This window comes from Limosilactobacillus gastricus DSM 16045, assembly GCF_001434365.1.
In the GTDB taxonomy this organism is placed as follows: domain Bacteria; phylum Bacillota; class Bacilli; order Lactobacillales; family Lactobacillaceae; genus Limosilactobacillus; species Limosilactobacillus gastricus.
This window is the reverse complement of the sequence record NZ_AZFN01000006.1, coordinates 12,467-25,444: the sequence shown is the minus strand read 5'-3', so window position 1 is coordinate 25,444 and position 12,978 is coordinate 12,467. Positions and strand designations below refer to the sequence as shown.

At 42.6% G+C, this 12,978-nt stretch carries 13 protein-coding genes; 11 read left to right on the top strand and 2 right to left on the bottom strand.

The genetic code is table 11. The annotated features are described in order from the left end of the window. The first annotated feature begins 21 nt into the window (after window positions 1-21). From obgE to FC60_RS02710, 6 genes are all read left to right on the top strand, one after another. Window positions 22-1,332, top strand: a complete 1,311-nt coding sequence (gene obgE, locus FC60_RS02735; protein ID WP_056936974.1) for a GTPase ObgE — start codon at window positions 22-24, stop codon at window positions 1,330-1,332. 17 nt (window positions 1,333-1,349) lie between these two features. Continuing rightward, window positions 1,350-2,276, top strand: coding sequence for a ribonuclease Z (gene rnz / locus FC60_RS02730; RefSeq protein WP_056936973.1), 927 nt, complete (start codon window positions 1,350-1,352; stop codon window positions 2,274-2,276). Window positions 2,277-2,299: 23 nt separating this feature from the next. Then, on the top strand, window positions 2,300-3,133 hold the full coding sequence (locus FC60_RS02725; protein WP_056937034.1) for an SDR family NAD(P)-dependent oxidoreductase: 834 nt from the start codon (window positions 2,300-2,302) through the stop codon (window positions 3,131-3,133). Between the two features lie 74 nt (window positions 3,134-3,207). Next, window positions 3,208-5,532, top strand: a complete 2,325-nt coding sequence (recJ, locus tag FC60_RS02720; RefSeq protein WP_056936972.1) for a single-stranded-DNA-specific exonuclease RecJ — start codon at window positions 3,208-3,210, stop codon at window positions 5,530-5,532. Beyond that, a complete protein-coding gene (locus FC60_RS02715) occupies window positions 5,529-6,056 on the top strand; it encodes an adenine phosphoribosyltransferase (protein WP_007122763.1) in 528 nt (175 codons plus the stop codon). The genes recJ and FC60_RS02715 overlap by 4 nt, the downstream gene beginning before the upstream one ends. Before the next feature lie 39 nt (window positions 6,057-6,095). Beyond that, complete coding sequence (locus tag FC60_RS02710; protein WP_056936971.1) at window positions 6,096-6,815, top strand: lipocalin/fatty acid-binding family protein; 720 nt, start codon at window positions 6,096-6,098, stop codon at window positions 6,813-6,815. 61 nt (window positions 6,816-6,876) lie between these two features. Here FC60_RS02710 and FC60_RS02705 read toward each other — a convergent pair whose 3' ends face one another. Further along, window positions 6,877-7,446, bottom strand: coding sequence for a TetR/AcrR family transcriptional regulator (locus FC60_RS02705; RefSeq protein WP_056936970.1), 570 nt, complete (start codon window positions 7,444-7,446; stop codon window positions 6,877-6,879). Window positions 7,447-7,557: 111 nt separating this feature from the next. Between FC60_RS02705 and FC60_RS02700 the strand changes: the two genes are divergently transcribed. Together FC60_RS02700 and FC60_RS02695 are read left to right on the top strand one after the other, a co-directional pair. Next, the gene (locus FC60_RS02700) at window positions 7,558-8,259 is read left to right on the top strand and encodes an ABC transporter ATP-binding protein (RefSeq protein WP_056936969.1); all 702 of its coding nucleotides are present in this window, start codon (window positions 7,558-7,560) and stop codon (window positions 8,257-8,259) included. A gap of 9 nt (window positions 8,260-8,268) precedes the next feature. Next, window positions 8,269-10,827, top strand: coding sequence for an ABC transporter permease (locus FC60_RS02695; protein ID WP_056936968.1), 2,559 nt, complete (start codon window positions 8,269-8,271; stop codon window positions 10,825-10,827). 173 nt (window positions 10,828-11,000) lie between these two features. On the opposite strand, the gene FC60_RS02690 is transcribed toward FC60_RS02695, so the two are convergent. Then, a complete protein-coding gene (locus FC60_RS02690; protein WP_056936967.1) occupies window positions 11,001-11,441 on the bottom strand; it encodes a nucleoside 2-deoxyribosyltransferase in 441 nt (146 codons plus the stop codon). Between the two features lie 98 nt (window positions 11,442-11,539). On the opposite strand from FC60_RS02690, the gene FC60_RS02685 reads away from it, so the two are divergent. The 3 genes from FC60_RS02685 (at window position 11,540) to FC60_RS02675 (ending at window position 12,888) form a co-directional block, all read left to right on the top strand. Then, window positions 11,540-12,151: a hypothetical protein gene (locus FC60_RS02685; RefSeq protein ID WP_056936966.1), complete on the top strand. Its 612-nt coding sequence runs from the start codon at window positions 11,540-11,542 to the stop codon at window positions 12,149-12,151. A 140-nt stretch (window positions 12,152-12,291) separates the two neighbouring features. Then, window positions 12,292-12,483 carry a type II toxin-antitoxin system HicA family toxin gene (locus FC60_RS02680; RefSeq protein WP_056936965.1) on the top strand — a complete coding sequence of 64 codons (192 nt, stop codon included), beginning with the start codon at window positions 12,292-12,294 and terminating at the stop codon, window positions 12,481-12,483. 9 nt (window positions 12,484-12,492) lie between these two features. Beyond that, the gene (locus FC60_RS02675) at window positions 12,493-12,888 is read left to right on the top strand and encodes a type II toxin-antitoxin system HicB family antitoxin (RefSeq protein WP_056936964.1); all 396 of its coding nucleotides are present in this window, start codon (window positions 12,493-12,495) and stop codon (window positions 12,886-12,888) included. The last annotated feature ends 90 nt before the right edge of the window (window positions 12,889-12,978 follow it).

Genomic DNA, 12,978 nt, shown 5'->3' with positions numbered 1-12,978 from the left:
TAAAAAGAACGGAGTAAATAAATGCCAACTTTTGTTGATCAAATTAAAATTGAGGTTCACGCGGGCCGCGGTGGCAATGGTATGGTAGCCTTTCGCCGGGAAAAATATGTTCCTAATGGGGGCCCGGCTGGTGGTGATGGTGGTCGTGGTGGCAGCATCATTTTAAAAGTTGATGAAGGATTACGCACTCTGATGGACTTTCGCTATCACCGTATTTTCAAGGCCAAAAACGGTCAAAATGGCATGAGTAAGCAGATGACGGGAGCCAATGCTCAGGACACGGTGATTGCCGTTCCCCAAGGGACAACGGTACGTGATTTAACCACGGGACAGTTAATTGGTGACCTGGTTGAGTCGGGACAAGAATTGGTAATTGCCAAAGGTGGTCGTGGTGGTCGCGGGAATATGCGTTTTGCTACCGCTAAAAATCCCGCTCCCGAAATTGCTGAGAACGGGGAACCGGGGGAAAGCCGTGAGATTGAATTAGAGTTGAAAATGCTGGCGGATGTTGGCCTGATTGGCTTTCCGTCTGTCGGGAAATCAACCCTCTTATCCGTCGTTACGGGGGCAAAACCTAAAATTGCGGCATATGAATTTACGACTTTAGTGCCAAATCTGGGCATGGTCATGTTGCCCGATGGGCGGGATTTTGCCATGGCAGATATGCCTGGATTGATTGATGGAGCCTCCAAAGGAGTGGGATTAGGGCTGCAGTTCTTACGTCATATTGAACGAACCCGGGTCTTGCTACATTTAGTTGATATGGGGAGCCAAGATCCAGATCAGGCGATTGAACGATACCATGCCATTAATCACGAATTGGCGACTTATGACCCAGAATTATTAAAGCGGCCGCAAATTGTGGTGGCCACGAAGATGGATTTTCCCGATGCGCCAGAGAACCTAAAACGCTTTGAAGCCATGCTGGCGACTGATGACACCTTAGCCCAACAGCCGGAAGTTTTTGCGATTTCTGCTGTGACACACGCAGGAGTCCAAGAATTAATGCAAACCACGGCTAACTTGCTCGAAGTTACTCCGGAATTTGATAGTAATAGTCATGATGAACAAATGGTCGTTGAATATACGGGACCAAGTGAAGATCAAGAACCAGCCTTTACGATTAGTCGTGATGACGATGGCACTTGGGTTCTTGGTGGGGCGAAGTTAGACCGACTCTTTGCCATGACCAATTTAGATCACGAGGAAAGCCAAATGCGCTTTGCCCGCCAATTGCGGGGAATGGGCGTCGATGAGGCCCTTCGTGAACGGGGAATTCAAAGTGGCGATTTAGTTCGAATTGAAGACTTTGTCTTTGAGTTTATTCAGTAATTGAAAGCAGGATATCGATGCAACTAGAATTTTTAGGGACTGGAGCTGGTTCGCCGAGTAAGCAACGCAACGTTTCCAGTCTAGCTTTAAAGTTATTAGAAGAACGCAATGCCGTGTGGTTATTTGACGTAGGTGAAGCCACCCAGCATCAAATCTTACATACCACGATTCGACCACGAAAGATTGAAAAGATCTTTATTACGCATTTGCATGGTGATCATATTTTTGGCTTACCGGGACTTTTGAGTTCACGATCTTTTCAGGGGGGCGATGAACCATTAACCATTTATGGACCGGTGGGAATTAAGACCTTTGTTGAAACGGCCTTGCAGATTAGTGAAACCAGACTATCGTACCCGATTGAATATGTCGAAATAAAACAAGACGGTGAAATTTTTAAAGATCAAACTTTCCAAGTCGAAGCACGGCGGATGGATCACAAAATCGCCTGTTTTGGTTACCGGATTGTGGAAGCTGATCATCCGGGCGAATTACAAGTGGAAAAGTTACGGGAATTAGCGATTCCGGCGGGGCCAATCTATGGCCAAATTAAAGCGGGGCAAACTGTAACCTTGCCAGATGGTCGTCAGATTAACGGACAGGACTTTATTGGGGCTCCTCAAAAGGGGCGAATTGTCGCGATCATTCCGGATACCCGGGTAAATGAAAATTCTGTTAAATTGGCCAAAAATGCGGATGTCTTAGTTCACGAAGGGACCTTTGCTAAAAATGAGCAACGGATGGCCCATAATTACTATCATTCTACTAGTGCCCAAGCGGCGACGGTGGCCAAGCAAGCACATGTAGGGCGCTTATTGTTAAATCACATTTCAGCGCGTTATGTGGGAAAGGCGGCGAATCAGTTAGCTTACCAAGTTCAAAATATTTTTCCGAATACGCGGGTAGTCAAAGATTTTGAAGAAATCGAAATTCCATTTAAGTAAGGCGGTGATGGATAATGAAGAATATGTTACGACGTTTGAAGTCATTACGATCATTAAAAAATAAGGTGGTCTTAATTACTGGCGGATCACAAGGGATTGGAGAAGCGTTAGCAAATGAAGCGGCTCGTCGGGGGGCCATTGTGGTCGTGTGTGCCCGTAATGTTGAGAAACTAGAATTAGTTGCGAAACGCTGCATGATCTTATCGGGTCGTCCATCATTTCATTATCAATTAGACGTGACCGATCCCGATGCGGTTGACCGAGTTTTAACGACCATTCAGCATGAAGTCGGCGCAATCGATGTCCTTGTTAATAGTGCTGGGGTGGGTGATATGGTTGCGGTAGTGAAGCAAAAATATACTTCAATGAGTAAAATGGTCCAAGTTAACTTACTCGCTACCATGTATTTAAGTCGGAAGGTGGCTAAGCAAATGATGGACCAAGGCTATGGAGCAATCATTAATATTGCTTCCTTAGCTGGGAAGATTCCAACACCGCACAGTGGAGTCTATTCTGCAACAAAGGCCGGCATTGTCCAATTTGATAATATCTTGCGGATGGAAGTAGCTGACTATGGAGTGCAGGTCTTAACGGTTAATCCAGGTCCAGTTAAGACGGAGTTTTTCCAAAAGGCGGATCCAACCGGTAATTATTTAGCCATGTTACCAGAGCAACTCCAGATCGAACCAGAACAATTGGCTAGTCAGGTCTGGGATAATGTTGGTCACAAAACTCGTGAAATAAACGTTCCCGCTTATACGACGGCTTTAAGTTGGGTTTACAATTTAATCCCTGGTCTGGGTGATTGGTGGATTAAGCGGCTCTTTAATTACCAGCAAGACAAGTGGAAATTATAAGCAATTTAAAACCTCTCGAAAGTCATTTGATTTTCGGGAGGCTAATTATTACCAGGAAAATTTAGGTGAAACAGATGCGGAAAGCAAAGTATCAATGGCATCAACTATCAAGTGACCAAACAGACTTAGTTCAGACTATTCAAGAACAGTGTCAGCTTCCCAGCTTTTTAGCCCAATTATTGGTGGAGCGGGGATGTGACTCATTAGAACAAGCCCAACATTTCTTAAAACCCCAATTACAAGATTTATACGGCCCGGAGGAATTACACGGCATTGAAGCGGCTGTTGAAAAAATTGAAGCGGCGATTAGTCAAGATTGGCAGATCACCGTTTATGGCGATTACGATGCCGATGGTTTGACTAGTACGGCCCTGATGTATGAAACCTTGCGCGATATTGGAGCAAAGGTTGATTATTATATTCCGAATCGGTTTACCGATGGTTATGGACCAAATCAGGCGGTTTATCAACGGTTGATTGAGCAAGGGACGCAGTTGATTTTGACGGTTGATAATGGGATTTCCGGGAATGAAGCGATTGACTACGCTAATCGCCAAGGCATTGAGGTCGTCATTACCGACCACCACTCTCTGCCAGCCCAGTTACCTGCAGCAGCGGCAATTGTGCATCCTCAGTATCCTGGAGATGAATATTCTTACGCCGATTTATCTGGAGTAGGCGTTGCTTTTAAAGTCGCCTGGGCCCTCTTAGGTGAATTTCCCTATGAATTATTAGACTTAGTGGCCATTGGTGAATTGGCTGATTTAGTATCAGTCCAAGGGGAAAATCGTTCCTTAATCACTTTCGGTCTTCAGCAGTTGCGCTCAGGGATGCGAACGGGCTTACATGAATTAATTAAGTTGACCAATGCGGACGAAGAACATTTGACGGATCAAGACGTCGGTTTTCAGATTGCACCCCGGTTGAACGCCCTAGGACGAATGGGGGATGCCGCTACTGGGGTGGAATTATTGACCACCTTTGATGAGGAGGTTGCTAAGGAGCTTGCCCAACAGGTTGATCAAGCCAACCAAGAGCGGCAAGCCTTGGTGAAAGCGATCAATCTCGCTGCGGAAAAGATGGCCCAAGCAGCTCCTAATCGTGATCGACAAACATTATTGTTGGTGGGCAAAGACTGGCATCAGGGAGTGCTAGGAATCGTAGCTAGTCACATTGTGCAGGTCACGGGGAAACCAACCATTATTGCTAGCACTAACGAGGATGGCACTTTAGCCAAAGGGTCCGGTCGGGGTGTTGCAGGTTTTGATCTTTTTCAGGCCTTAGATGACCATCGAGACCTAATGACTTCCTTTGGGGGCCACACCATGGCTTGTGGTCTATCATTTGAAGTCGATCAAACTACGGACCTCGCGCAAGCCTTAGAAACAGCCGCTCAGGAACAAGCTTTTGATGCAAGTCAGCAGCCATCATTAGAGATTGCGGGTCAAGTCAGGCCGAGTCAGGTCACGGCGGAGATGTATGAGCAAATTCATCGCTTAGCACCTTTTGGCCCCGGCAATGAAGAACCGATCATTGAAATTACTAATGCTGAAGTCAGTCAGGCCATCCTGATTGGCAAAGAGCGCCAACACGTGAAGTTAACCCTTACCAATCAACCGCCTATCAATGTACTAGCCTTTAACCAACCCCAACTAGCCAGTGAAATGACTGTCGGCTCAACGGCTAATCTCGTGGGGTGTCTCTCCTTAAATCGGTGGAAAGGTCAGACGACAGCGCAACTGATGTTTAAGGACGCGGAGACGACGGGCATCATGATTGAAGATCACCGGACTAGTCAATTAGCGCCACAAATGTTTCAACAAATAGCCGTCTACTTAGTATTTAATGATCAATTACGAGCCAATATTGATGGACATACCAACGGACCGGTTATCAGTCCACAAACAATCGGCGAGCTCAGCCTGCAAGAACAACGACTTATTATCGTTGATTGTCCCACGGACATAGATCAATTCGCTGAGGTAATTAACCAAATTGGGATGGTATCGGTTGTTGAATTATGGCTATACACTAGTCATCAACCAGTTGACCAAGTTCCTGATCGGCAGCATTTTGTACACCTTTATCAGGCGCTGCAAAGTCAGCCGGTAATTAATAGTCGCACGCAATTACCAGCTTTAGGACAGTATCTAAGGGTCACGAACGATCAATTAATCTTTATGATCCAAGTGTTTATTGAAGCGGGATTTGTTATAATAGACAATGGTTTGTTGAAGTCAGTGAAAAATGTCAAATCGGTGGATTTAACCAAGACCCAACGGTACCAACGCCGTCAACAATGGTTGAAGGTGCAAAATACATTATTAACGGTTCCCACTACCAGCCTACGACAACAAATTTCGGCTTGGTTGGGTGATAAGTTAGAGGAGAACAAATGACAGTTAATCTTTATGATCATGTAGAAAGTATTCCTGATTTCCCAGAAAAGGGGATTGTCTTTCGGGATATTTTACCCTTAATGGCGAACGGGGAAGCATTTAAACAAGCTACGGCAGAATTAGCCCAATTTGCACGCGAACGAGGCGTGGAAATGGTGGTTGGACCTGAAGCCCGTGGCTTTATTGTGGGTTGTCCAATCGCTTATGATTTAGGTGTTGGTTTTGCACCAGCGCGGAAAAAAGGCAAGTTACCCCGACCAGCCGTAAGTGCAACTTATGATCTGGAATACGGTAGTGCGACCTTACAAATGGAGCATGATGCCATTAAGCCAGGCCAAAAGGTATTAGTGGTGGATGACTTATTAGCTACTGGGGGTACAATTTTAGCAACGATCGATTTAGTCGAACAAATGGGGGGCATCGTGGTCGGCTGTGCCTTCTTGGTTGATTTAAAAGATCTCCATGGGATGGAACGACTAAAGGACTATGATGTCAAAGCTTTGATGGAATTTTCTGGGGAATAGTTTCATCAATAGTTAATCATGTTACGGGGAGTAGTTAAGATGAACAAGAAGAAAATCATGGCGGGGATTGGTAGCGTCATCGTTATTCTTAGCTTGGCTGGTTGTCAATTCGGAAAGAATCAGACTGACAATACCTCGTCGACTAAATCGTCGAGCTCGGCTTCACAAGTCACAAATTCAAGTTCAAATGCGCAAAATCTGCTTGTTGGTTCCTATCAGGATGATGCCGATAAAGCGGCCATTACCTTAAATTCTGATGGAACGGGACGCTATGTCTATGCAGATCCAGTCAATGCTGATACAGATGATCAGTTAACTTGGCACCAGAATTCGGATGGTACCTATGCTATTAACCTGCAAGATGCTGACGTGACGAGTGTCTTGACGGGGAGATTAAGCGGTCAGACTTTAACCATTAGTGGGGATAGTAGTTGGAATACGGAAACCTTTACGAAAGTTAATGGACAACTTGATTTGGACAAATACTTATCAGATCACCATCAAACAGCGGCTAGTTCCACGGGCACGAAGAATGCTATCAATAGTGCCGATGAAGCAGTCGCCTTAGCTAAAGCGGTTTACGGTGATAATAAAGGGGACTGGCAATGGGTTTGTTTATCCGATAATAATGGCTATCTAATTGATAATCAGTATTACTTTGTAAAGGCGATCTCCAAATCATCCCTTAACAATGGCTCCATGACGGGACAGCCAAGAGTATACGAATCTATACTGATGGGTCAATTAAAGAGTAGCTGACCTGTACTTATGTAGAAAGTTTATATAACCAAAAGGCTAGACAAAACAGTTGTCTAGCTTTTTATTTTCGATCATTAATAATTTGGCCGAGTGAATACTGACGTAGAGATTCCAGAATTTGCATGATTTCTTCGACACTTTCCAGAAAATCGCGTTTGATCCATAAAATAATGATTGCACTGATGGAACTGGCAAAAATTTCACGGGCATATGGTGAATTTACTATCGGATCCTGATTGAAATTCACGTGAAGTTGTTCTTCGACGATTGCGATAATCTCTTGTTTTAAGAGCGATTCAACTTGAGAAGCAAGGTCGCCTTCAGTGAGGACCTTTACTAAACGTTGGTTTGCTAAAGCATAATTTAAAACGGCTAGAATGCTAGCTTCATCAAAATAGGAATTGGTATCGTCTAATTTGAGTATTTGATGGATATTCTGGAAGAGCTTTGCCTCAATTTTAGCCAAAAGATCATATTTATCAGCATAATTGAGATAAAAAGTACTCCGGTTGATTTGCGCTAATTGAGTAATATCTTTAACGGTCAGCTGATTAAAGCCTTTGTCCTCCATTAATTGTAAAAAAGCCCGTTCAATTTTTGCTTTGGTTTTAGTATTGCGTTTGATAGTCATAATTTTATTTCCTTAAATCGACACTTGTTAATTATTGGTGATTGTATACCTAAAAATCGTATATTACAATATAGTTGTTAATTCAACAGGTGTTTATCTAAGGAGAAAAAGATGGCTTATATTGAAGTGAAGCATAATACCAAAACCTATCCATCCGGGGAAACAACGGTGGATGCCAACCATGATATATCATTTGAGATCGAAAAAGGACAGTTGGTCATTATCTTGGGTTCGTCGGGGGCCGGGAAATCAACCCTCTTAAACATCTTAGGGGGGATGGACACTAACACCAGTGGACAAGTGATCATCGATGGTCACGATATCGCTCTATATAGTCGGAAAGAGTTAACAGCCTATCGGCGAAATGATGTCGGTTTTGTTTTCCAATTCTATAATTTGGTTCCTAATTTAACCGCGAAAGAAAATGTCGAATTGGCTTCACAAATTGTGAAAGAATCCATGGATGCTGAGCAGGCTTTAGCCAGTGTTGGTTTAGCCGACCGGACAGGGAATTTCCCGGCCCAACTTTCCGGTGGGGAACAACAACGAGTAGCGATTGCCCGGGCGATTGCCAAAAAGCCAAAACTCCTCTTGTGTGATGAACCAACTGGAGCTCTAGATTATGAAACTGGGAAACAGGTGGTTCAAATCTTACAGGATATGAGTCGTAAAGATGGCTCCACGGTGATTATTGTGACTCATAATGCGGCCTTGGCACCAATTGGTGATCAAGTTATTCATATTCATGATGGACAAGTTAAGCAAATTGATCGTCAGGATCACCCCGCAGATATTGCAAGTTTGGAATGGTAGGTGGCTAAGATGTCAAAACAGATTTTATGGAAAGATGCCTGGCAAGCCATTCCCAGATCATTTGGACGCTTTATCGCCATTAGTCTTTTAATGCTCTTGGGGACCTTTGCTTTTATTGGTTTAAAGATTACCGGTCCGGACATGCGCCAAACGGCCTTAGATTTTTTTAAACAAAATAATCTGGCTGATGTAACGGTGACTTCTACATATGGTCTAGATCAGACTGATCAACAAACGATTAAAGATCAAGCTGGCGTCCGTCAGGTGACCTTTGGCTATTATCAAGATGCCGCTATTAATCAGTCGCAAACCAGTATTCGGGTCTATTCGAACACTAAACAAATCTCAAAATATCAATTGGTGTCAGGAAAACGGCCCACGAAGGTCAATGAGATTGCTTTATCTACTTCCTTGCAGGGAAAATATAAATTAGGGCAAACGATTAATTTAGGCCACACAACGGAATTAAAAAATCAAAAATTTAAGGTTGTGGGATTTGTTAAATCGAGTGAATACGTTAGTCGAACGGATTATGGTCAGACCAATGTCGGAACTGGTCAATTATCTGGGATTGCGGTTACGACCAAAAATGCCTTTAATGCGACCAACTATAATATTGCCCGCGTTACTTATCGTGCAACCAAGCGGATGAATGCCTATTCGGATCGATACAATGAATATACGGATGACAAAAAGACGCAGTTACAGACGGCCTTAAATAAATTACGGGCCCCAAAATATCAGAATTATCAGTCACAAATTACGACTGCCCAAAATCAAGTGACTCAGCTGGAACAAGCCGCTAGTGCTAATCCAGCTTTGCAGACCCAACTCAGTCAAGCCCAAGCTCAATTAACCAGTACTGAAAATAACCTTAAGAATCTTGGTTATCCTAGCTATACCGTCTCAACCCGGTCCAGTTTTCCGGGTTATAGCGTCTATCGCTCCAACTCACGGCGGGTGGATGTCTTAGCTAATGTCTTTCCGGTCTTCTTATTTGTTATCGCGGCCTTGGTTTCACTGACAACCATGATGCGCTTTGTCGAAGAGGAACGGATTACAATTGGGACCTTTAGTGCCCTAGGTTACAGTCACCGGGATATTTCATTGAAATTTATTCTTTATAGTATTATGGCTAGTGGCATTGGGGTGCTACTGGGGGCAATTGGCGGTTTTACCATCTTACCGCAAATTATTTTTAAAGCGTATGCAGCTAGTTCGACGATTTCAGGTTTACAATTGCATTTTTCGTGGACCTATTTACTAATTGTGATTGCCATTGCCCTTTGTTCCACGACTTTGGCGGCCTTGTATGCTTTACGCAAAGACTATCAAGAACATCCAGCAAGCTTACTCTTGCCAAAACCTCCCAAGGCTGGGAGTAAAATCCTCTTGGAGCATTTCACTCCTTTATGGCGTCATTTATCCTTTAATTATAAGGTTACTTTTCGGAATTTATTCCGTTACAAATCGCGTGCCTTAATGACGATTTTTGGGGTAGCGGGTTGTGTTGGTTTACTGGTAATGGGAATTGGGATCCGGGATTCTTTATCTGGAATTATCAGTAAGCAGTATGAGACGATCATCAAATACGATCTGATTGTGGCGCAAAAAACTGCGCCAACCGAGGAAGAAAGTCAAAGCTACCAGAAGCTATTGAATAGTGATAAAGTACGTCGACATCAGGCAATTTATACGCAACAGTTTAATAAGATTGCCGGAAGTGATCAAAGTACCCAAACCATTACCATGATTGTGCCGGCTAATCAAAAGCACTTTAACAAGTTTGTGAACTTACTATCCCCAAGTGGGCAGGAATTATCTTTACCTAAAAATGGGGTAATCCTAACCCAAAAGATGGCAGACCTGTTGAAGGCAAAAAAGGGGAGTCAAGTTAGCTTAAAAGACGCCAATGGTCAAAGTCATCATTTCAAAGTGATGGGGATTGCACAAATGTATATGGGCCATTATCTCTTTATGAGTCGGTCAGCATATGAACATTCATTTAAGACTAATTATCAAACCAATGCGCAATTGGTGACCTTAAAACATAATTCTTCCAAGCAGGTGAAGAAAGTAGCTCAATCATTTATAAGGACTGGTGCAGTCACAACGACTTCCTTAAATTTGGAAAATCAACAGCTAATTGCGAGTGTCATCAATGGTTTGAATACCGTGATTGTGGTATTGATTGCGATTGCGACAATTCTGGCCATGGTGGTCTTGTATAATCTGACGAATATTAATGTCTCCGAACGGATTCGGGAATTGTCGACGATCAAGGTATTAGGCTTCTTTGATCGGGAAGTTACGATGTATATTTATCGGGAAACGATTATTTTGACGACTTTAGGGATCCTATTCGGCTATCTCTTTGGTTATGGCTTACATGCCTTCATCATGATCAATTTACCGCCCGACAATGCGATGTTTGATGATAGTATGTATCCTTTGAATTTCCTGATTTCAACCGTAATTCCGTGCTTGATTACCTTAGGATTAGCCTTTATCATGCATCGGAAAATTCGAGATGTTGATATGCTAGAAGCTTTAAAATCGGTTGATTAGGAAAAAGCAACCAGGCGTCCCATAGGGATAACCCAGAACGAATGTTGGTATGAAACGGACCAACGTGAGTTGTAGTTAGTCTCGTGGGGCGCGCTTTTTGACCGTAATTCCGATTGTAATCAAAAATGATGGTGAGAAGAAATGTCAATGAGCATCTCTTCCCACCCTCATTTTTAGAAGGTTTTACCAGTATATGGTTGATGGGGAAGGTTGTTAAAATCTAGGTTGGCAACTTCATGACCATCAGTTAAGTAGCACTGTAAGGCTTGCCCAATCATTAGGTTAAGGGGTTCGGGTAATTCATGAACGACTACGATAGGTTTTTGATGGCTGTAAGCATAACCTACTTCAAAGGCCGTTCCCGAATCCATATTGTCATTAACATAGTCAGCGACGACTACCAGGGCGTCAGCACGATCAATTTCAGAAACGTCAAGATGAAAGACTTTGTTGGCCCACTCGGGCGATCCCACCGAGAATTCGCCACCATCTTCACCAAGGCGGGGACTAAAGAAGTCATCGACCGTGGAGTTTTGGCGAAGGGCGGTTTCGATAATTTCAATCCGGGCAATTTGTTCTGGACTGAAGAAAGGACCAGCAAGATAAATACGCATAATGAGACTCCTTAATAAATTATTTATTGTACAAATCTATTGTATCTAAGGGTTAAATGATAGACAATGATTAAAGATGATTTTGAAAGGTGAGACAAATGATAATTTTAGTAGTAATTGCGGCGATCGTGTTAATTTTGGGGATCTTTTATCTGGTTAACTCGTGGCAGCAATACCGACAATGGAAACTAGCGACCTTTATCGTCGTTCTGTCATTGGCGGGCGTCATTTATGGAACCATTAATTTACCTTATTGGCATCAAAAGACTAGTTCAAGTGCTAGTGAGTCGGCCAGTGCTAGTTCCTTAATGTCATCTAGTAGTTTGTTATCGAGTTCAACAACTGCTAATCAAAGTGCGAAAGCTTCCTATATTCTTGGTCAATTGCAAAAGAACTTTACCAAGTTAGGGACAGTTTCATATGATAGCAAGACAAAGACCTATACTATTACGCCGTCAGGTGATGATATCACGAATGCGCTGAGTGCTCTTGAAAGTGATACGAGTTATGCGGACCAAATTGGTTGGCCAAATTTAACCAGTAACTTACAGAAGACGTCACAAAGTATTCAGAAATCTATTGGTGATGGTTACACCTTACAATTAATGTCACCAAATGATAATAGTAAGGCTTTGTTGGCCGTTAAGGATGGACAAGTAACTTACAACATTGTTGACACTAGTTCATCAACCTCTTCATCCAGCAATTAAATGAGATACCCAATTGGCAGAAATGCGGTTGGGTATTTTTATTTGGAAAGGTTAATCAAAACAATTTATAGCGTATTTATATCTATACAGCAAAAAATGGTTTATACATACTTTTATATGTATAATAAAAGGGGATAATTATGACTATAAAACCTGCAAAAATGGTAAGAATATTACTTAGAGCTGGATTTGTTGAATGCGCAAAAAGTGGTGGACATCGTAGATTTGTTCATCCAGATGGAAGAATGACGGAGGTTCCTATGCATAGTAGAGAACTTTCACCATATACTCAACGTAAAATATTAGAAGAAGCAAGAATTAAATTGAAGTAGGTGAATGTAATGCAAAAACAAATTTTAATCTATCCGGTTATTGTAACGGAATGTAACGATGAAAGTGGACATTATTACGGCGTATCCTCACCCAATATTAAGGGGATGGTGACAGATGGGAAAACCATGACCGAAGCTATTTTACATGCAGAAGATGCCATTGCAACGATGATTGCAGGAACTAAATATCCCACAGTAGAAGATCCAACTAAGTGGCATCTTGGCCCTAATGACTCAATTATGTGGGTGACCATTAATATGGCAAAATGGCTGAATCAATATGGAAAAACGGTCAGAAAGAATATTACAATTCCAGAAGAATTGAATAATTGGGCAAAAGAAAATAAGATTAATGTTTCCCAAGTGACAACGCAAGCACTGCGGCATTTACAAGAAGAAATGTAAATAAGATAATCATGGTTTTTCAACTTTTTTTGTTTGGTATCAGATGAACAAAATGACATAGTGATTTTACGAAACACGTGAAACAAAATC